Annotated in this window: 19 protein-coding genes; 11 read left to right on the forward strand and 8 right to left on the reverse strand. The window is 67.2% G+C overall.

Annotated elements, in window-relative coordinates; all coding sequences use genetic code 11:
* Window positions 1-114 precede the first annotated feature (114 nt).
* Window positions 115-1,386 (forward strand): sensor histidine kinase, encoded by a 1,272-nt coding sequence (locus tag ACZK3W_RS03325; RefSeq protein ID WP_478450474.1) that lies wholly within the window; start codon window positions 115-117, stop codon window positions 1,384-1,386.
* Between the two features lie 116 nt (window positions 1,387-1,502).
* On the opposite strand, the gene ACZK3W_RS03330 is transcribed toward ACZK3W_RS03325, so the two are convergent.
* Window positions 1,503-2,204: an SGNH/GDSL hydrolase family protein gene (locus ACZK3W_RS03330; protein WP_478450475.1), complete on the reverse strand. Its 702-nt coding sequence runs from the start codon at window positions 2,202-2,204 to the stop codon at window positions 1,503-1,505.
* 213 nt (window positions 2,205-2,417) lie between these two features.
* Between ACZK3W_RS03330 and ACZK3W_RS03335 the strand changes: the two genes are divergently transcribed.
* The 10 genes from ACZK3W_RS03335 (at window position 2,418) to ACZK3W_RS03380 (ending at window position 10,307) form a co-directional block, all read left to right on the forward strand.
* Complete coding sequence (locus tag ACZK3W_RS03335) at window positions 2,418-2,813, forward strand: diacylglycerol kinase (protein ID WP_032129924.1); 396 nt, start codon at window positions 2,418-2,420, stop codon at window positions 2,811-2,813.
* Window positions 2,814-2,845: 32 nt separating this feature from the next.
* On the forward strand, window positions 2,846-3,595 hold the full coding sequence (locus ACZK3W_RS03340; RefSeq protein WP_004144462.1) for a TerC family protein: 750 nt from the start codon (window positions 2,846-2,848) through the stop codon (window positions 3,593-3,595).
* Window positions 3,596-3,815: 220 nt separating this feature from the next.
* The gene (locus ACZK3W_RS03345) at window positions 3,816-4,976 is read left to right on the forward strand and encodes an MFS transporter (RefSeq protein ID WP_478450476.1); all 1,161 of its coding nucleotides are present in this window, start codon (window positions 3,816-3,818) and stop codon (window positions 4,974-4,976) included.
* A 530-nt stretch (window positions 4,977-5,506) separates the two neighbouring features.
* On the forward strand, window positions 5,507-6,127 hold the full coding sequence (locus tag ACZK3W_RS03350) for a LemA family protein (protein ID WP_478450477.1): 621 nt from the start codon (window positions 5,507-5,509) through the stop codon (window positions 6,125-6,127).
* 3 nt (window positions 6,128-6,130) lie between these two features.
* Window positions 6,131-7,018, forward strand: a complete 888-nt coding sequence (locus tag ACZK3W_RS03355; protein ID WP_478450478.1) for a TPM domain-containing protein — start codon at window positions 6,131-6,133, stop codon at window positions 7,016-7,018.
* Window positions 7,018-7,512 carry a TPM domain-containing protein gene (locus tag ACZK3W_RS03360; protein WP_012479191.1) on the forward strand — a complete coding sequence of 165 codons (495 nt, stop codon included), beginning with the start codon at window positions 7,018-7,020 and terminating at the stop codon, window positions 7,510-7,512. The genes ACZK3W_RS03355 and ACZK3W_RS03360 overlap by 1 nt, the downstream gene beginning before the upstream one ends.
* Window positions 7,513-7,563: 51 nt before the next feature.
* Window positions 7,564-8,451, forward strand: coding sequence for a prolipoprotein diacylglyceryl transferase (lgt, locus tag ACZK3W_RS03365; RefSeq protein ID WP_478450479.1), 888 nt, complete (start codon window positions 7,564-7,566; stop codon window positions 8,449-8,451).
* Window positions 8,448-9,242 carry a thymidylate synthase gene (locus tag ACZK3W_RS03370; protein WP_049398135.1) on the forward strand — a complete coding sequence of 265 codons (795 nt, stop codon included), beginning with the start codon at window positions 8,448-8,450 and terminating at the stop codon, window positions 9,240-9,242. The genes lgt and ACZK3W_RS03370 overlap by 4 nt, the downstream gene beginning before the upstream one ends.
* Window positions 9,239-9,802 carry a hypothetical protein gene (locus ACZK3W_RS03375; RefSeq protein WP_329894088.1) on the forward strand — a complete coding sequence of 188 codons (564 nt, stop codon included), beginning with the start codon at window positions 9,239-9,241 and terminating at the stop codon, window positions 9,800-9,802. Before ACZK3W_RS03370 ends, ACZK3W_RS03375 begins: the two co-directional genes overlap by 4 nt.
* A gap of 13 nt (window positions 9,803-9,815) precedes the next feature.
* Window positions 9,816-10,307, forward strand: a complete 492-nt coding sequence (locus ACZK3W_RS03380) for a dihydrofolate reductase (RefSeq protein WP_478450480.1) — start codon at window positions 9,816-9,818, stop codon at window positions 10,305-10,307.
* Between the two features lie 89 nt (window positions 10,308-10,396).
* On the opposite strand, the gene ACZK3W_RS03385 is transcribed toward ACZK3W_RS03380, so the two are convergent.
* The 7 genes from ACZK3W_RS03385 to lptD are packed head-to-tail and all read right to left on the reverse strand — an operon-like array spanning window position 10,397 to window position 18,086.
* Entirely contained in the window at window positions 10,397-11,044 is a 648-nt protein-coding gene (locus ACZK3W_RS03385) for a DUF1287 domain-containing protein (protein ID WP_478450481.1), read from the reverse strand.
* Entirely contained in the window at window positions 11,041-12,066 is a 1,026-nt protein-coding gene (locus ACZK3W_RS03390) for a symmetrical bis(5'-nucleosyl)-tetraphosphatase (protein ID WP_478450482.1), read from the reverse strand. Before ACZK3W_RS03390 ends, ACZK3W_RS03385 begins: the two co-directional genes overlap by 4 nt.
* A gap of 15 nt (window positions 12,067-12,081) precedes the next feature.
* Window positions 12,082-12,465: a Co2+/Mg2+ efflux protein ApaG gene (apaG, locus tag ACZK3W_RS03395; RefSeq protein ID WP_005412297.1), complete on the reverse strand. Its 384-nt coding sequence runs from the start codon at window positions 12,463-12,465 to the stop codon at window positions 12,082-12,084.
* A 13-nt stretch (window positions 12,466-12,478) separates the two neighbouring features.
* Window positions 12,479-13,282, reverse strand: a complete 804-nt coding sequence (rsmA, locus tag ACZK3W_RS03400; protein ID WP_049398140.1) for a 16S rRNA (adenine(1518)-N(6)/adenine(1519)-N(6))-dimethyltransferase RsmA — start codon at window positions 13,280-13,282, stop codon at window positions 12,479-12,481.
* Window positions 13,279-14,259 (reverse strand): 4-hydroxythreonine-4-phosphate dehydrogenase PdxA, encoded by a 981-nt coding sequence (pdxA, locus tag ACZK3W_RS03405; protein ID WP_478450483.1) that lies wholly within the window; start codon window positions 14,257-14,259, stop codon window positions 13,279-13,281. The genes rsmA and pdxA overlap by 4 nt, the downstream gene beginning before the upstream one ends.
* A gap of 3 nt (window positions 14,260-14,262) precedes the next feature.
* Window positions 14,263-15,609 (reverse strand): peptidylprolyl isomerase, encoded by a 1,347-nt coding sequence (locus tag ACZK3W_RS03410; RefSeq protein WP_032129906.1) that lies wholly within the window; start codon window positions 15,607-15,609, stop codon window positions 14,263-14,265.
* The gene (gene lptD, locus ACZK3W_RS03415) at window positions 15,606-18,086 is read right to left on the reverse strand and encodes an LPS-assembly protein LptD (protein WP_423175598.1); all 2,481 of its coding nucleotides are present in this window, start codon (window positions 18,084-18,086) and stop codon (window positions 15,606-15,608) included. Before lptD ends, ACZK3W_RS03410 begins: the two co-directional genes overlap by 4 nt.
* Window positions 18,087-18,167: the final 81 nt, after the last annotated feature.

The raw sequence follows: 18,167 nt of genomic DNA on the forward strand, positions 1-18,167 counted from the left end.
GGCCAGGCACCAGGGCAGGGGATGACCGTCCGGCAGTGCCGCCGGTCATCGCCCGTGCATCCCAACGGCGCGGTGCGCTGCCTATAATCGCAGCGCTCTGACCGGGACCCCGCAATGCCGCACGGCCTGCCGCGCAAGATCCGTATCGCTTTCATCCTGCAGGCAGTGCTGGCCAGCCTGGGCATCCTGCTCGGTGCGTGGCTGGTTTCGCTGGTGATCAAGCACAGCCTGGTCGGCGCCGCCCTGCGCGAGGAGGCGGCGTACTTCTGGACGCTGCACGAGGCCTCGCCGGTGCAGCCGCCACCCAACACCCAGAACATCCGTGGCTACCTGCTGGAAAGCGGGCAGTCGGCCCTGTCGTTGCCGGCCAATCTGCGCAACCTGGAGCCCGGCTTCCACGAACTGCCCAAGGACGACCAGCTGGTGCTGGTCGATGTGCGCCCGGCCGGCCGCCTCTACCTGGTATTCCTGCGTTCGCGTGCGGAGATGCTGGCGTTCTGGTTCGGCATCGTGCCGGTGCTGCTGACCCTGCTGGCGGTGTATGGCGCCAGTTGGGTCACCTATCGTGCTTCCAAGCGCCTGGTATCGCCGGTGAACTGGCTGGCGCGACGCGTCTCGCGCTGGGACCCGGGCCATCCCGAGGCGGCCGACCTGGAGCCGAACAAGCTGCCGGCGGACATGCAGGGCGAGACCCGGCAGCTGGCTGCCGCACTGCATTCACTGGCCAACCGGGTCAGCGCGCACGTGGCCCGTGAGCGCAACTTCACCCGCGATGCCAGCCATGAGCTGCGCACACCGCTGACCGTGATCCGCGTGGCCAGCGACATGGCGCTGGGCGATGACAGCCTGGAGCCGCGCCTGCGCCGCAGCCTGCAGCGTATCCAGCGCGCCGGGCGCGACATGGAGGCGGTGATCGATGCGTTCCTGATCCTGGCCCGCGAGGCCGATGTCGAGCCGCAGATCGAGCTGTTCGACGTCAACGACATCGTCCGCTACGAGGTGGACAACGCCAACGAGCTGCTGGGTACGCGCTCGGTATCGGTGCACCTGCACAGCGATGGCCCGGTGCAGCTGCATGCGCCGCCGCGGGTGCTGCAGGTGGTGGTCAGCAACCTGGTGCGCAACGCGTGCAGTTACACCGATGAGGGGCGCATCGACGTGCATGTGCACAACGATCGGGTGGTGGTGCGCGATACCGGTATCGGCATGTCGGCCGACGCACTGTCGCGGGCCTTCGAGCCGTTCTACCGCGCCGAGCCGAGCCGCCCGCAGGGCACCGGCCTGGGCCTGTCGATCGTGCGCCGGCTGTGCGACCGCTTCGGCTGGAAGGTCAGCCTGGCCAGCGAGCCGGGTCAGGGCACCGAGGCCACGGTGGTGTTCCGCTGACGCGGCACCTGCTGCCTCGGTAGATGCCGACCTTGGTCGGCGCTTTCAACAGGATTCACGCCGGTGCCCCATGCCAACCAAGGTTGGCATCTACCGGAGCGAGGCCGCAGCCTTCTTCAATCGCACTTCACCTTCGGCGCCAGCGCCTTGGTCCAGATCGCATAGCCGGCCGGGGTCATGTGCAGCATGTCCTCGCGGAACAGCGACGCATCCGGCTGGCCGTCGGTGCCGAGCATCGGCGTGTAGACGTCGGTGAAACCGGTGTTGGGCAGCTTGGCCAGGGCTGCCTTGATCAGCGTGTTGGCCTCGTTGATCGCCGGCAGCAGGTGCACGCGCGACGGGCTTGGCTTGATCGACAGGTACTCCACCTTCGTCTTCGGCAGGTCGCGATGCACGCGCTGCACGAAGGCAACCACATCGTCGCGCACCTGCACGGCGCTGCGGCCGCTGTTGAGGTCGTTGTCACCGGCGTAGAAGAACACCTTGCACGGTGCATACGGCACCACGATGCGGTCGGCATACCAGGTGCTGTCGCGCACTTCCGAACCGCCGAAACCACGGTTGAACACCGGCTCGCCGGGGAAGTCGGTGGCCAGGCTCTCCCAGAAGCGGATCGAGGAGCTGCCGATGAACTCGATGCCGCCCCGTGGCGGCGGGCTGGCCTGGTCGGCGCTGGCAAAGTGGGCCATGTCGCCGGCCCAGGCCACGTTGGAGACCTGCTCGGGCACGCGCGGCGGCTTGGCCGGGCTCAGCGCCTGGGCCAGGGGGGCGGCGGTCAGCAGGCCCAGCATCAGCAGGCAGGTACGGCGACGGGACATCAGGCGCTCCAGCAGGGAAGGGGAAAGCCATCATAGAAGCTGGGGCGGGCCGGGGCTTGCCCCTGGCAGTCCATTCACCGGGCCGGTGCCGGGATGCGGCTGGCGGCCTTGTGGCAAAATGGCGGCCATCTGCCTATCCCTGTGCACCCATGATTCCCTGCCGTGCGTCTGAGCGGTCGCTGCGCCGCGCCCCTGTTGCTGGATGTTCCACCCGTGGCTGATCAGTTCGGCCATCTGCCCCGCGGCCCGCGCCGCATCTTCCAGGCCGCCCGCTGGTCCTGGCAGGGCCTGCGCGCCGCCTGGCTGCATGAGTCCTCGTTCCGGCTGGAGGTCTACCTGCTGATCCTGCTGACCCCGGTCGCGGTCTGGCTGGGCCAGACCCCGGTCGAGCGCGCGCTGCTGATCGGCTCGATGCTGCTGGTGCTGGCGATGGAACTGGCCAACTCGGCCATCGAGGCGGTGATCGAACGTTACGGCAGCGAGATCCACGAGCTGGCCGGCCGCGCCAAGGACATGGGTTCGGCGGCGGTCTTCGTGCTGATGATGAACGTGCTTCTGTGCTGGGCGCTGGTTGTGGTCCCGCATGCAATGGCCGGCAATTACGGCTGATCCCCATTCCCCCACTGCCCTGAAGAGTTTCCATGTCCTTTGAGTTCCTCGCCGACCCCAATGCCTGGGTGACCCTGTTCACCCTGAGCGCACTGGAAATCGTGCTCGGCATCGACAACCTGGTGTTCATTTCCATCGCGGTCAGCAAGCTGCCGGAAGAGCGTCGCCCGTTCGCGCGCAAGCTCGGCATCGCCGTGGCCTGCATTACCCGCATCGCCCTGCTGGTGTCGCTGGCCTATCTGGCGCACATGTCCGCCAACCTTTTCACCGTGGCTGGTATGGGCATCTCCATCCGCGACCTGGTGCTGATCGTCGGTGGCCTGTTCCTGATCATCAAGGGCTACATGGAGATCAAGGAACTGATCACCGGTGGCGAAGACGAGAACCCGGCCACCAGCAAGGCCTCGGGTGTATTCGGCATGGTCATCCTGCAGATCGCCATCATCGACATCGTGTTCTCGCTGGACTCGGTGATCACCGCCGTCGGCATCGCCGATCACATCCCGGTGATGGTCGCCGCCATCCTGCTGTCGGTGCTGGTGATGCTGCTGGCCGCCAACCCGCTGGGCCGCTTCATCGACGCAAACCCGACCGTGAAGATGCTGGCACTGGCCTTCATCCTGCTGATCGGTGCGGTGCTGATCCTGGATGGCCTGGACGTGCACGTGCCCAAGCCCTACATCTATGCCGCCATGGGCTTCTCGGTGCTGGTGGAATGGCTGAACCTGCTGATGCGCCGCCGCGCACGCGATCACCACGTGCCGGGTGCTGGCGACTGGTAAGCAGATCACAGGCAAATGTGTGTCCCAGAACCCCCGGCCAGCGCCGGGGGTTCTGCGTTATGGGACCCATTGGGCTCGCCGGGCCATGCCCGGCGGGGAGGTTCCCGCCAGCTGTGAATTGAGGTCAACAGTGTTTTCCCGGGGCGAGGCTTAATCCGCGGCAGCAAAGCGCGCAGGCTACGCGCTCTTTTCCAGGACCTGCCCCACGCAGGATGACCCCATGAACTCCAGAGCCGCCTTGTTGGCCCTTGCCGTCGGCGCCTTCGCCATCGGCACCACTGAATTCGCGCCGATGGGCCTGCTGCCCGTCATTGCCGACGGCGTCGGCGTGAACATTCCCACCGCCGGCATGCTGATCACCGCCTATGCCGTGGGCGTGATGCTGGGTGCGCCGGTGATGACCCTGCTGATGGGACGGTTTGGCAAGCGCACCGCGCTGATGCTGCTGATGTCGATCTTCGTGGTCGGCAACCTGCTCTCGGCACTGGCCCCGAACTACGGCCTGCTGTTGCTGTCGCGTCTGGTCACCAGCCTCAATCACGGTGCCTTCTTCGGCATCGGTGCGGTGGTTGCCGCCAGCCTGGTGCCGAAGGACAAGCAGGCTGCCGCCGTGGCCACCATGTTCATGGGCCTGACCATCGCCAACATCGGCGGTGTGCCGCTGGCCACCTGGGTGGGCCAGCAGCTGGGCTGGCGTCTGTCCTTCGCCGGTACTGCGGTGCTGGGCCTGGTCGCGATCACCGCGCTCGGCCTCGCGCTGCCGGCATCCGCGCCGGGGCCGCGCCCGGACGTGCGCCGCGAACTGAGAGCGATCCTGCAGCCGCAGGTGCTGCTGGCGATGGCTACCACCGTGTTTGGCGCCGGCGCGATGTTCACCCTCTATACCTACGTGGCACCGGTGCTGACCGAACTGACCGGTGCCTCCAACGCCTTCATCGCGATGTCGCTGGCGCTGATCGGTATCGGCTTCACCTTCGGCAACGGCATCGGTGGGCGCATGGCCGACTGGTCGCTGGATGGTGCCACCCGCATCCTGCTGGCGGTCCTGGCCGTGTTGATGTTCGTGCTGCCGCTGGCCTTCATGAATCACGCCACGGCGGCGCTGGGTGTGCTGCTGTTCGGCGCGGCGACTTTCGCCATCGTGCCGCCGTTGCAGATCCGGGTGATGCAGGCGGCCAGCGAGGCGCCGGGACTGGCGTCGTCGATCAACGTCGGTGCGTTCAACCTGGGCAATGCCGTGGGTGCGGCGCTGGGCGGTGCGGTGATCAGTTCGGGCCTGGGCTACGCCGCGATTCCGGTGGCCGGTGGCCTGCTGGCGGCCTCGGGGTTGCTGCTGGCATGGCTGGGGCGTCCGCGCACTGCGGTGGCTGAGGCTTGCTGAGTGATGTGGGGTTCCGGCAGGGCTGCGCCCTGCACCCGCCGAAGCAACAGCAACAGCCTGCATTCCGTGGGTTGGCGGGGTGGGGCCGGTTGCGGGGGACGCCGTGAATCCGTCCATGGAGGCTTGGCCGCGGCATCCATGCCGCGGACACCCCCGCAACCGGACCCACCCCGCCTTCGACAGATTCCCGCGGTCTGTCGGAACGTCGTTCTGCTTTGGTAGGTGTCGACCTTGGTCGACACGAATGCCCGAAGAACCGGCTTTTGCTTTTGTTTTTTTCTTTGTGATCTTCCCGCGGTGCGCAGGAAATTGTCCGTGGCCGGGAGGGTGGGTTGGCTGGGGGCGTGAGCCGCATGGATGCGGCGATCGAGCTTACATGGACGTACTTGCAGCGCCCCCCAGCCAACCCACCCTCCCGGCCACCCCCAGAGAACCAGCAAACAACCACCGCGGAGGGGGCGGCGCCCGATGGCCGGTCTTTCACCCGAACCATGGCATGCTCGGCGCCAAGCCCACCCGGAACCTCCGCCATGCGCCTGTTCACCCGTGTCCTGCCCCTGATGCTGTTGGCCTCCCTGCTCTCCGGCTGCGGCTACAACGCCATCCAGCAGAAGGATGAAGCGGTCAAGGCCAGCTGGTCGGAGGTCATCAACCAGTACAAGCGCCGCGCCGACCTGGTGCCCAACCTGGTGCAGACCGTGAAGGGCTTCGCCAGCCGGGAAGAGCGTGTGCTGACTGAAGTGACCAACGCCCGTTCGCGTGTCGGCCAGATCAACGTCAATGCCGACGACGAAGCCTCGCTCAAGCAGTTCCAGCAGGCCCAGGGCGAACTTGGCAGCGCGCTGTCGCGGCTGCTGGTGGTCACCGAGAACTACCCGGAGCTGAAGTCGAACCAGAACTTCCGCGACCTGCAGGCGCAGCTGGAAGGTACCGAGAACCGGGTCACCGTCGCCCGCGGCCGTTACATCCAGCAGGTGCAGGACTACAACACCTACATCCGCTCGTTCCCGCAGGTGATCACCGCCAAGATCTTCGGCTACAAGACCAAGCCGAACTTCACCGTGGACAACGAAGCGCAGATCTCCAACGCGCCGGCGGTCGATTTCGGCAACGCGCCGCAGCAGCAGCCGGCACCGCAGCCGGGGACCTGATCGATGCGCCTGGCCTCTGCGCTGCTGGCCCTGCTGCTGTGGCTGCCGCTGGCCTCGCATGCGCAGCAGCTGGCGCCGGTTCCTGCGCTGGATTCGCCGGTGGTCGATACCACCGGCACGCTGGACGCCACGCAGAAGCAGGCGCTGGTGCAGCAGGCGATCGAACTGCAGCAGCGCAAGGGCAGCCAGCTGCAGGTGCTGGTGGTGCCGACCACCCAGCCGGAGGACATCGCGCAGTACACCACGCGGGTCTTCGACCAGTGGCAGATCGGCCGCAAGGGCGTGGATGACGGGGTGCTGCTGGTGGTGGCCAAGGACGACCGGCGCGTGCGCATCGAGCCGGGCTACGGTCTGGAAGGCGCCATTCCCGATGCCATCGCCAACCGGGTCATCCAGGAATACCTGGTGCCGCGCTTCCGCAGCGGCGACTACGCCGGTGGTATCACCGACGCCACGGCGGTGCTGGTCAAGCTGATCGACGGCGAAACGCTGCCTGCACCGGTCAGTGGCCATCGCGGGCGGGAGCCTGGCGGTGGCGGCGATACCTGGTTCCTGGCGTTGTTCATCGGTGTGTTCGCCGGCAGCATCCTGCGCGGCGTGTTCTCGCGCGTGCCGCGACCGCTGCGAGGCCTGCTCGGTGGTGCCGGTGCGGCGCTGGCGGCGTTCCTGTTCACGTCCACGCTGCTGGCCAGTGGCCTGGCCGGCATCGTAGGGCTGATCGTGGCCATGCTCTCCGGCCATCCGGGCCGCTTTGCCGGTGGCGGCGGCTGGGGCGGTGGCAGCTGGGGCGGCGGAGGCGGCTTCGGTGGGGGCGGTGGATTTGGTGGTGGTGGCGGCTGGGGTGGCGGTGGTGGCCGCTCCGGTGGTGGCGGTGCTTCGGGGGGCTGGTGATGATCCAACGTCTATGTCGGCACGTGTTTTCGCCGTCGGTACGGCGCGCGTTCCCGCCCGCCACATTGCAGGCGATCACCGAGGCCATTGCGGCCGGTGAGCAGCGCCACGGCGGGCAGGTGATGTTCGCGGTGGAAGCGGACCTGCCGCTGGCCGCGCTGTGGCACAGGGTGACCCCGCGCCAGGCCGCCGAGCATGCCTTTGCCCGCCTGCGCACCTGGGATACCACCCACAACAACGGTGTACTGATCTACCTGCTGCTGGCCGATCACGCCATCGAGATCGTTGCCGACCGGGGCCTGCACGGCCGGGTCAGCCCGGCACAGTGGCAGCGGGTCTGCACCCACCTGCGCGAGGGCCTGCGTGGTTCCCATCCGGTGGAAGCGCTGCAGGATGCCATCGACGAGGTCTCCAGCCTGATCGAAGGGCACTTTCCGGCCTCGACGCGGTCGAACGATGACGCGTTGCCGAACTCGCCCCAGCTCCTTGGTTGAGCCGGGGCGGCACTGGCCCGAGAATAGGCGTTCAACCGCAAGGCACCTTCCATGATCTATTTCCACGACATCGACCCCATCGCCCTCTCGCTGGGGCCGATCAAGGTGCACTGGTACGGCATCATGTACCTGCTCGGCTTCACCGCAGCCTGGCTGCTGGGCCGCAAGCGCATCGCCGATGGGCGCCTGCCGGGAGTCGATGCCAATGGTTTCTCCGACCTGCTGTTCTACGCCATGCTGGGCGTGGTGCTGGGCGGACGCATCGGCTACATGCTGTTCTACGCGCTGGGTGATTTCCTGCACAACCCGTTGCTGCTGTTCAAGGTGTGGGACGGCGGCATGAGCTTCCACGGTGGCCTGCTGGGCGTGATCGCCGCCTGCTGGTGGTGGTCGCGCAAGCACCGCCTGCATTTCTTCGACACCATGGACTTCATGGCGCCGCTGGTGCCGCTGGGCCTGGGCTTCGGCCGCATCGGCAACTTCATTGGTGCCGAGCTGTGGGGCAAGTACACCGACGGCAGCTGGGGCGTGGTGTTCCCGTCCGGCCTGCCGGCACCGCTGAACCAGCTCGACCACGCCACCCTGCAGGCGCAGTTCGCCACCGGCGCGCTGAACCAGTTCGCCCGCCATCCCTCGCAGCTGTATGAAGCGTTGCTGGAAGGCCTGGTGATGTTCGTGGTGCTGTGGACGGTGTCGGCCAAGCCGCGCCACCGCTACCTGGTGGGCGGCCTGTTCGCGCTGCTGTACGGTGTCTTCCGCTTCGCGGTGGAATTCGTGCGCATGCCGGACAACGGCGTCTACGTTGCCTTCGGCTGGCTGACCAAGGGCCAGATCCTGTGCGTGCCGCTGATCGTCTTCGGCCTGGTGCTGCTGGCGATGTCGCGCCGCGCGCCGGTGCTGCAGCCGCAGCTGCCAGTGGCTGTCGAGGGCAAGGCATGAAGGCTTACCTGGACCTGCTCTCGCACGTGCTGGAACACGGCGCCGAGAAGAGCGACCGTACCGGTACCGGCACCCGCAGCGTGTTCGGCTGGCAGATGCGCTTCAACCTGGCAGACGGTTTCCCGCTGGTCACCACCAAGAAGCTGCACCTGCGCTCGATCATCCACGAGCTGCTGTGGTTCCTGAAGGGCGACACCAACATCGGCTACCTGAAGGACAACCAGGTGCGGATCTGGGACGAGTGGGCCGACGAGAACGGCGACCTCGGCCCGGTCTACGGCAAGCAGTGGCGTAGCTGGGCTACCGCCGATGGCGGTGAGATCGACCAGATGCAATGGCTGGTGGACGAGATCAAGCGCAACCCCGACTCGCGCCGGCTGGTGGTCAGCGCCTGGAACGTGGGCGAGCTCTCGCAGATGGCGCTGATGCCGTGCCACAACCTGTTCCAGTTCTACGTGGTGGACGGCAAGCTCAGCTGCCAGCTGTACCAGCGCAGCGGCGACATCTTCCTCGGCGTGCCGTTCAACATTGCCAGCTACGCGCTGCTGACTCACATGGTGGCGCAGGCCACCGGCCTGGGCGTGGGTGACTTCGTGCACACGCTAGGCGATGCGCACCTGTATTCGAACCACTTCGAGCAAGCGCGCGAGCAGCTGTCGCGTGAACCGCGCGCACTGCCGACGCTGTGGTTGAACCCGGAGGTGACCGACCTGTTCGGCTTCCAGTTCGACGACATCCGCATCGACGGCTACGATCCGCATCCGGCCATCAAGGCGCCGGTGGCGGTATGAGTACCCGCCTGATCTCCAGGGGTCTGCTGGCGCTGTGCGGCCTGCTGCCGCTGGCCATGGTGCAGGCCGGACCGGCCGATGCGCTGTCGTTGGCCAGGCAGGTCAATGAGCAGATCGTGCACAAGCACATGCGCGAGGAAGTGCAGGCGTTCGCCGGAGCATTCAACGGCAGCACGATGCTGCCCCAGGATGTTCCGGAAGGCTGCCGGGCGCAGATGCGTGAGGCGGTAACCGGCATGTACACGGCGATGACCGAGCACCTGAAGGCGGGCGTCGAGAACCCGGCGTATCAGCGTGAGCTTGAACAGGGTCTGGCCACCGTCTATTCCAACGACCAGCTGAAAGCGTTCCTGGCGCGCGGCGCCAGCGACGATATCGCTGCGCTGTCGGCAGAGATCCTGTCGGGACCGGGCCTGAAGGAGATCGAAGAGGCGCAGAAGCAGAAGATCCTCGCTGGCCTGGATGAGCAGACCACGTCCAGCCCTGCGCTGGCTGCGGCGTTGCAGGCCGCCAGTGCCGCAAACGCTGCCTGCGAACGCCTGCAGATCGACGCCAGCTGAGGAGGTGGTAGCAATGAAGCTGTCGATGATCGTGGCGCTGGACCGCAACCGTGGCATCGGCCAGGGCAATGCCATGCCCTGGCACCTGCCGGATGATTTCAAGCATTTCAAGGCGCTCACCCTGGGCAAGCCGATCCTGATGGGGCGCAAGACCGCCGAGTCGATCGGCCGCGTGCTGCCGGGGCGGACCAACCTGGTGCTGACCCGCAGCGGCCAGGTGCCATTCGATGGCATGCGCGCGGTGGCGTCACTGGACGAGGCGAAGGCGATTGCCGAAGGCGAGGCCGCCAGCGAACTGTGCATCATCGGCGGCGGCGAGATCTTCCACCAGCTGCTGGACCAGGCCAGTGACCTGTACCTGACCTGGGTGGATGCCGAAGTCCCCGCCGATACCCATTTCCCCGAAGTGGACGTGCAGGACTGGCGGGAAGTGAGCAGCGAGCCGCACCCGGCCGACGAACGCCACGCCTACGCGTTCCGCTTTGTGCACTACGTGCGCCGCTGATCGCTGCGCATTTGTAGAGCCGAGCCATGCTCGGCTGCTGTTGCCGGACACATCCCGTAGCCGAGCATGGCTCGGCTCTACAGGATTGCCTACGGCATCCGGTAATGCCCGATGATCGTGTGCTGGAACAGCAGGTTCTCTTCCCGCGTGCCGCGCGCGATGTTGTGCAGCACCAGCGGCGTGCCATTGGCCAAGCGTCGGTCGGAGACGATACCCACATGCAGCAGGCCGTTGCCGTTGAGCTTCCAGGCAACGATGTCACCGGCCGCATAGTCGGTGGCGAGGGCGGTGATCGGTTGCTGCCAGCGCTGCCGTTCGAACCAGCGCATCAGGTTCGGTACACGCCGATGATCGATGTTGCGGTCCGGCCGTGACAGGCCCCAGATCGCCGGATAGGCACTGAAGTTGCCGCGCATGTCTTCATGCACGCGTGCCTGCAGGTCCAGGCCCTGGCTGCGCAGGGCGCGCACCACCACATCGGTGCACACGCCGCGATCCAGTGGCACGTCACCGCCGGGATAGGCCAGCACTTGATAGGCAGGGTCGTAGCGGGTGGTGACGCCGATCTGCGCGCGCGCCGCAGCCACCAGTGGCGGCGAAGGCGCCTGTGGTGGCGTCGGTGTGCGTTCAGCGCTGTCCGCAGCCGTGGGAGCAGTCGGCGAGCCGGGCTGGCAGCCGCTGGCCAGGGCCAGCGTCAGCAGCAGCACCGTCCATGGTGCCCAGCCGTGCCGCGTCATGCCTGCGGCGGGGTGCTGTTGTTGTTGGGACCGCCGGAGCCACCACCACCACCGCCACCACGGCGACGACGACGGCGCGGGCCGCGGTTGCCCGGGTTGGCGGCCGGAGCATTGCCGCTGTCCTGTTCCTTGCCCTGCGCCGGTGCAGCCGGGCGCTCGTGCGCCGGGCGCGCTGGCGGGCGGGCGTTGGGCACGGGTGCCGGTACATCGCGGCCTGGCACCTGCACCACGCGCAGTTCATCGGTATCGAGCTGGATCGCGGTCAGCTTGCCGCCCCAGACCGCGCCGGTGTCGATGGCGTGCACGCCCTGGGTGATGGTCAGGCCCAGCGCCGACCAGTGGCCGCAGACGACCTTGAGGTCACGCTCGACCCGGCCCGGCACTTCGAACCAGGGATACAGCCCCTGTTCCTGGGTGCCCGGCGTGCCCTTGTCCTCGATGCCGATACGCCCGCGCGGGGTGCAGTAGCGCATGCGGGTGAGCACGTTGATGATCGCGCGCGAGCGGTCGTAGCCGGACAGGTTCGGTGCCCAGCTCGGCTTGTCGCCGTACATGTTGCGGAACAGCTTGCGGTAGCCGGCGCCGTGCAGCTGCACCTCGACTTCGGCCGCATGCTTCTCGGCCATCTGCGTGGTCCACTTCGGCGCCAGGCCGGCGTGCACCATCATCCAGCCCAGCTCGCGGTCCACGTGCACCAGCTTCTGCAGGCGCAGCCAGTCGAGCAGTTCGTCGCGGTCCTCGGCCTGCACGATGCGCAGCAGGTCCGGGTTGACCTTGCGCTGTTCCTCTTCGGTGCGCGCACCGACGGCCAGCAGCGAAAGGTCATGGTTGCCCAGCACCACCACGCTGTGCTCGCGCAGCGAATGCACCAGCCGCAGCGTTTCCAGTGACTGGCCACCGCGGTTGACCAGGTCGCCGCAGAACCACAGGGTGTCCTGCGCCGGGTCGAAACGGATCTTCTCCAGCAGTCGCTGGGTGACGTCATAGCAGCCCTGCAGGTCGCCGATCGCCCACACACTCATCGTTCGGCCTCCGTGTCAGTGCAGGGTACGCGGGATGGCCAGCACGAAAGGTGCGACCGGCGCGGCAAATTCGGTGCCGTCGTCGGCGACCATGTCGTAGTGGCCCTGCATGGTCCCGTGATCGGTCCCCAGCATGACACCGGACGTGTAATGGAAGTCTTCACCGGGACGCAGGCGCGGCTGCTCGCCGATCACCCCGTCACCATCGACATGCTCGACGCGGCCGTTGGCATCGGTGATGCGCCAGTGGCGTGCGACCAGGCGCGCGGCAACACGCCCCTGGTTGTGGATGCGGATCGTGTAGGCGAACGCATAGCGCCCGTCTTCCGGCGCGGATTGATCGTCGAGGAAGCGCGGTGCGACTTCGACGGAGATGGCATAAACGTCAGCGTCTTCCATACCGGCAGTGTAATCAGGAGGCATTGGCCAAAGCGATGAATTCGGCCACGTCCAGCTGTTCGGCGCGGGCATCGGGACGCACGCCGGCGGCAACGAACTGTTCGGCGGACACCACGTTGTTCAGGGCGTTGCGCAGGGTCTTGCGGCGCTGCCCGAAGGCGGCCTTGACCACCTCGGCGAAACGCTTGTGGTCGTGGATGTTGATCGTGGCCGGGTCACGCGGCACCAGCCGCACCACGGCCGAATCGACCTTCGGCGGCGGCCGGAACGCGCCCGGCGGCACCACGAACAGCGAGGTCACCTGGCAGTAGGCCTGCAGCATCACGCTGAGCCGGCCGTACACCTTGCTGCCGGGGCCGGCGGCCATGCGGTCGACCACTTCCTTCTGCAGCATGAAGTGCATGTCGCGGATCACCGCCGCATGTTCCAGTGCATGGAACAGGATCGGCGAGGAGATGTTGTAGGGCAGGTTGCCGACCAGGCGGATCGGCTGGCCGGCAGCCAGCTCGGTGAAGTCCACGCGCAGCACGTCGCGGTGGACGATGGTCAGCTCGCCCAGCGGCTCGGCGGCGGCGGTCAGCGGCGCGATCAGGTCGCGGTCGAACTCGATCACCGTCAGTTTCGGATGCACGCGCAGCAGCGGCAGGGTGATCGCGCCCTGGCCGGGGCCGATCTCGACCAGGCGGTCACCGTCTTTCGGGTTGACCGCCATCACGATCTTGTCGATGTAGTGGCGGTCGGCCAGGAAATGCTGGCCAAGCTGCTTCTTGGCCGGGGCGGTGAACACCGGGCCGGAGGGGGAATGCGGGGAATTCATGCGCTCAGTGTACGTTGCCGCGCAAGCTGCGCACACAACGTCGTTGCCGCCTGCAGGCTGGAAGGATCGGCAATGCCGCGGCCGGCAAGGTCCAGCGCGGTGCCATGGTCCACCGCCACGCGCGGGTAGGGCAGGCCCAGGGTCAGGTTCACCGCCTGCTCGAAGCCCGAATACTTCAGCACCGGCAGGCCCTGGTCGTGGTACATCGCCAGCACGGTGTCGAAGCCTGCCAGCTTGGCCGGCAGGAAGGCGGTATCGGCCGGCAGCGGCCCGATCAGGTCCATGCCCTCCGCGCGCAGGCGCTGCAGCAGCGGGATGACCAGGTCCAGTTCCTCGCGGCCCAGATGACCGTCTTCACCGGCATGCGGGTTCAGGCCGAGCATGGCGATGCGTGGCGCGGGCAGGCCGAATTCGCGGCGCAGCGCGGCGTGCACGGTGCGCAGGGTGTGTTCCAGGCCGGGCGCGGTGATCGCATCGGCCACCTCGCGCAGTGGCAGGTGGGTGGTGGCCAGGGCCACGCGCACGATGTGGTTGGCCAGCATCATCACCACCTTCACCCCGGCCTGGTCGGCCAGCAGTTCGGTGGTGCCGCTGTAGGCGATGCCGCCTTCGTTGATGACCGCCTTGTGCACCGGGCCGGTGACTACGCCGTGCAGTTCGCCGGACAGGCAGGCCTGGCCGGCACCGAGCAGGGCGCCGATGACGGCGCCGGCATTGGCCGGATTGGCCTGGCCGAAGTGGCTGGGCACGGTATTGGCCACCACGCGCACACGCAGATCGCCGGGGACGCGTGCTTCGGCGTCCTCGGGCAACAGCTGCAGGGGCAGGTTCAGCGCGGCCGCGGCCGCGCGCAGGGTATCCGGGTCGGCGAAGGCCAGCAGCCGGCAATCTTCACGCGGCTGCTGGACGAGGCGGACACACAGCTCCGGGCCGATCCCGGCGGGCTCGCCCGGTACCAGAGCGAGCTCGGGGCGCATCGGTCAGGACTGCGGCGGCGTGGCGGTGTTTTCCGCGCGGTCGCCGCTGCGGAAGCTGACGTAGGCTTCGCCACGCAGTTCCTGCAGGAAGCGGTTGTACTCGTCTTCCAGCTTGCGGCGGCCGATGGTCTCGCGGACCTGGGCACGCTGGTTGTCAGTGGTCACGTCGGTCTGGCGGGTGCCCACGCGCTGCACGATGTGCCAGCCGGCATCGGTGCGGAACGGCTGGCTGACGCCACCGTCCTGGATGCCGGACACCTGCTGGCCGAACGCCGGACCGAACGCGTCGGCCGGGAACCAGCCCAGATCGCCGCCCTGGCCCTTGCTGTTGTTGTCCTCGGAGGACTCCTTGGCCACGGTCTCGAAGTCCGCGCCACCGGCGATGCGGGCACGCAGGGTATCGATCTTGGCCTTGGCGGCAGCGTCGGTCTGGTGATCGTCCACGCGCACCAGGATGTGGCGGCCGTGGTACTCGGTGACCGTGTGCTCGCCACCGCTGGCGGCGCTGGCATCACGCACTTCCACCAGCTTCAGCAGCTGGAAGCCGCTGGGGCCGCGGATCGGGCCGACCACTTCGCCGGGCTTCATCTTTTCCATCATCTGCGCGAAGGCCTGCGGGATTTCGTCCAGGCTGCGCCAGCCCAGGTCGCCGCCTTCCAGCGCGTTGGGGCTGTCCGAATAACGCACGGCGGCGGCGTTGAAGTCCAGCTCACCCTTGTCCAGCAGGGCCTTCACGCCTTCGGCCTTCTTCTGGCCGGTGGCGATCTGGTCGGCGTTGGAGCCGTCGGGCAGGGCGATCAGGATGTGCGCCAGGTGGTACTGATTGCCAACCGTGGCCTGCTGCTTCAGGGCGGCGTCGACTTCGCCCTCGCTGACGCTGATGCGGCTCTGCGCGAAGCTCTGGCGCAGGCGCTGCACGGTGATTTCATCGCGCACCGAAGCGCGGAAATCGTTGAAGTCGATGCCGTCGTGGGCCAGGCGCTGGCGCAGTGCATCCAGGTTCGAGCCGTTCTGCTGGGCGATGGCATTCATCGCCTGGTTCAGCTCCTGGTCGCTGACGCGGATGCCGCTGCCTTGGGCGCGGGCCACCTGCAGCTTGACCAGCACCAAGCGCTCGAGCACCTGGCGGCTGAGTACGTCTTCCGGCGGCAGCTGGTTTTCACGGCCGGCGTACTGCGCCTTGATGTTGGCGATCGCACGCTGGAGCTCGCTCTGCAGGATCACGTCCTCGTCGACGACGGCGGCGATGCGGTCCAACGGCTGCGCCTCCTGCGCGAGCACCTGCAGGGGGGCGGACACGCTGGACACCGCCAGCAGGGAGGCGAGAAGAACGGGGAAGCGCTTGGTCATGGGATCTGATTCGGATCGTAGTCATCCCGGGTCGCCCCGGTGTTGCTGGGCGGCACGAGATAGAGGTCGTCGCGGTTGTAGCCGAGGATAGCACGGCGCAGCGTACGGTCCGTGTCCTGGCCGATGGAGCTGAGGCCCTTGAGGACGAACTCCAGCTGGATGGAATTGTTCATGTCGCCTTCGCGGTTGCGCACGTAGCGGCGGGCCACTGCACGCACGGCCAGGCAGCAGCTGTCCCACTGCACGCCGGCGATGATCTCCAGCGGTTCCTTGTCCTGCAGCGAGTAGTAATACCGGCCCACCAGGCTCCAGCGCGCATTCAGCGGGTACAGGAACGACAGGTCGGCCTGCTCCAGCAGGGTCCGGTCATGCTTGTTGGCGGTTGCCGGGGCGCCGGCATTGATGCGGTAGCGGTAGCTGAGGTTGATCACGCCATCGTTGGGCATCAGATAACGGGCGCGGACGCTGGCCAGATCCTCGCGCTTGTACTTCGGGTCCCACTGGTAGGTGGCGCCCAGGGTCCAGCGGTCGTTGATCATGTAGTTGCCGTCGGCGATCCATGCCGACTTGCCCTTCTCCACCGGCGCGCCGCCCGGCGAGGTGCTCACCCGCGATTCGTCGAAGTACTGGATCTGGCCGATCGCGGCCGAGAAGCGTTCCTTGCCGGTGGTCTGGTCGATGAAGCGGGTGCCCAGTGCCAGGGTCAGCTGGTTGGCATCGTTCTGGCGGTCGGCGCCGGTATAGCGCGAGTCGCGGAACAGCTGGCCCCAGCTGAAGGTGAAGTCACGGGTGTCGAAGATCGGCAGCTCGTCCTGGTTGCGGTAGGGCGTGCGCAGGTAGAACAGGCGCGGCTCCAGGGTGTGCAGGAACGACTTGCCGCGGATGGTGGTCTCGCGGTCGAAGAACAGGCCGGCATCGAGGCTGCCGATCGGCAGGCTGCGGCTGGGCGAGGTATTGCCGCGCAGCTGCTCGGGCGTGGCGGTGTTCGGATCGATGCCCTGGGAGGTGAGCACGGTACGGCGGACACTGTCGGCCAGGCCGCGATCCAGGTCATAGGCGGTGTAGCGGTAGGCCAGGGTCGGGGTTACGTACCAGGCTGCGCCACTGATCGGGAACGACACGTAGGGCTTCACGTCCAGGCGCGAACCACCGAACATGCGCTGCACCTGCCCGTTGCGGGTGTACTGCAGGTCGGTGCCGGCACTGGCGTCGTACTTGAAGTTGACGTCGTCGTGGGTGAAGCGCACCGCTTCGGTGTAGATGCCGGTTTCCAGCCACGGCAGCACCGGCTTGTTCCAGTTGAAGAACAGGCGTGGCTCGCGGTTGTAGGGCAGGGCGCGCTCGTCGAGGGTGTAGTCGGTCAGCTGCCAGCGGTCGGCCATGATGCCGGCCGTCCAGTTCTGGCCGGTGCCGTACAGGCCGATGGTGCTCTGCAGGTTGGAGGCGGTCACCCCCACCAGGCGGTTGGCGAAGTCCTCGACATAGCGTTCGTCGCTCACCCAGGCCAGGTTGGCGCGGGCCTGCCAGTGGCTGTTCACGTTGTGGTAGCCGTCGAACATCACCCGGCCGCGGTCGCGGTCGCGCAGCTTGTCGTTGGGCATGTAGCTGGTCAGCACCTCGCCACGGCCGCCGTTGTAGAGGTAGCGGAACTCGTTGTCGAGCAGCAGGCCGCGCCGGCTCATGTAGCGCGGGGTCAGGGTATCGTCGTAGTTCGGCGCCAGGTTGAAATAGATCGGCTGCGCATAATCGAAGCCATTGCGCCCGGACATGCCCAGCTGCGGGAACAGCAGGCCGGTCTTGCGGCGGTCATCGATCGGGAACTTGAAGTATGGCGCCCACAGCACCGGCACCTTGCCGATCCGCAGCACGGCGTTGCGGGCCGTGCCGAAGCCTTCGTCGTTGTCCACTTCGATCTGCGGCGCCGACAGCTTCCACACCGGCTGCGACGGGTCGCAGGTGGTGTAGGTGGAGCGGTGCATCTGGCCGACCGCGCCCTGCAGGTCGACCGACTCGGCATCACCGTTGCCCCGGCGCGACACCAGCTGGTACTTGATGTCGGAGATCTTGTGGGTGTCGCTTTCCTGGTTGCCTTCGGCGCGCTTGGCGACCATCCGGATCGACCCGTCCTGGTAGCGGACATTGCCGTCGGCGATGTAGTTGCCGGTCTCGGTGTCGAAGCTGAGCTTGTCGGTACCGACGAACTGGTCACCCCGGCGCAGCGCCACGTTGCCCTCGTACTGCGGCACCGTGGTGGTGCCCAGCAGCTGGTCGCCTTCGATGTCGGTCGGCTGGTTCTCGCGGGCGGCTGCGGCAGCAGCCTTGTCCTGGGCCGGGACCGGGGTGGGGGCGTCGGTGAACGCGGGAATGACGTCGGTGGCCGGGCACAGGCCCCAGTTGAGCGGCTTATCATCGGCCATCGCCGGCAGGCTGATGGCGATGCTCAGAGGCAGGGGAAGCAGGCGGAGGGCTCGGCGCACGCGGTTCGGATTCGGGCGAAAACGGACGGTAGCTTGCCCCATCCCTTGCATAGGGGCAATGAAGGGCGCCGGAGCCTGCCG

Source organism: Stenotrophomonas sp. 80084_Sma (assembly GCF_056481995.1).

Excerpts from the sequence above, each read along its gene's own strand:
- pdxA (WP_478450483.1), bottom strand. The coding sequence starts at position 14,259 with ATGCGCCCCGAGCTCGCTCTGGTACCGGGCGAGCCCGCCGGGATCGGC.
- apaG (WP_005412297.1), bottom strand. The coding sequence starts at position 12,465 with ATGGAAGACGCTGACGTTTATGCCATCTCCGTCGAAGTCGCACCGCGC.
- rsmA (WP_049398140.1), bottom strand. The coding sequence starts at position 13,282 with ATGAATTCCCCGCATTCCCCCTCCGGCCCGGTGTTCACCGCCCCGGCC.
- ACZK3W_RS03385 (WP_478450481.1), bottom strand. The coding sequence starts at position 11,044 with ATGACGCGGCACGGCTGGGCACCATGGACGGTGCTGCTGCTGACGCTG.
- ACZK3W_RS03390 (WP_478450482.1), bottom strand. The coding sequence starts at position 12,066 with ATGAGTGTGTGGGCGATCGGCGACCTGCAGGGCTGCTATGACGTCACC.
- ACZK3W_RS03345 (WP_478450476.1), top strand. The coding sequence starts at position 3,816 with ATGAACTCCAGAGCCGCCTTGTTGGCCCTTGCCGTCGGCGCCTTCGCC.
- ACZK3W_RS03375 (WP_329894088.1), top strand. The coding sequence starts at position 9,239 with ATGAGTACCCGCCTGATCTCCAGGGGTCTGCTGGCGCTGTGCGGCCTG.
- ACZK3W_RS03355 (WP_478450478.1), top strand. The coding sequence starts at position 6,131 with ATGCGCCTGGCCTCTGCGCTGCTGGCCCTGCTGCTGTGGCTGCCGCTG.
- ACZK3W_RS03410 (WP_032129906.1), bottom strand. The coding sequence starts at position 15,609 with ATGACCAAGCGCTTCCCCGTTCTTCTCGCCTCCCTGCTGGCGGTGTCC.
- ACZK3W_RS03370 (WP_049398135.1), top strand. The coding sequence starts at position 8,448 with ATGAAGGCTTACCTGGACCTGCTCTCGCACGTGCTGGAACACGGCGCC.
- ACZK3W_RS03325 (WP_478450474.1), top strand. The coding sequence starts at position 115 with ATGCCGCACGGCCTGCCGCGCAAGATCCGTATCGCTTTCATCCTGCAG.
- ACZK3W_RS03380 (WP_478450480.1), top strand. The coding sequence starts at position 9,816 with ATGAAGCTGTCGATGATCGTGGCGCTGGACCGCAACCGTGGCATCGGC.
- ACZK3W_RS03350 (WP_478450477.1), top strand. The coding sequence starts at position 5,507 with ATGCGCCTGTTCACCCGTGTCCTGCCCCTGATGCTGTTGGCCTCCCTG.
- lgt (WP_478450479.1), top strand. The coding sequence starts at position 7,564 with ATGATCTATTTCCACGACATCGACCCCATCGCCCTCTCGCTGGGGCCG.
- ACZK3W_RS03330 (WP_478450475.1), bottom strand. The coding sequence starts at position 2,204 with ATGTCCCGTCGCCGTACCTGCCTGCTGATGCTGGGCCTGCTGACCGCC.
- ACZK3W_RS03340 (WP_004144462.1), top strand. The coding sequence starts at position 2,846 with ATGTCCTTTGAGTTCCTCGCCGACCCCAATGCCTGGGTGACCCTGTTC.
- ACZK3W_RS03360 (WP_012479191.1), top strand. The coding sequence starts at position 7,018 with ATGATCCAACGTCTATGTCGGCACGTGTTTTCGCCGTCGGTACGGCGC.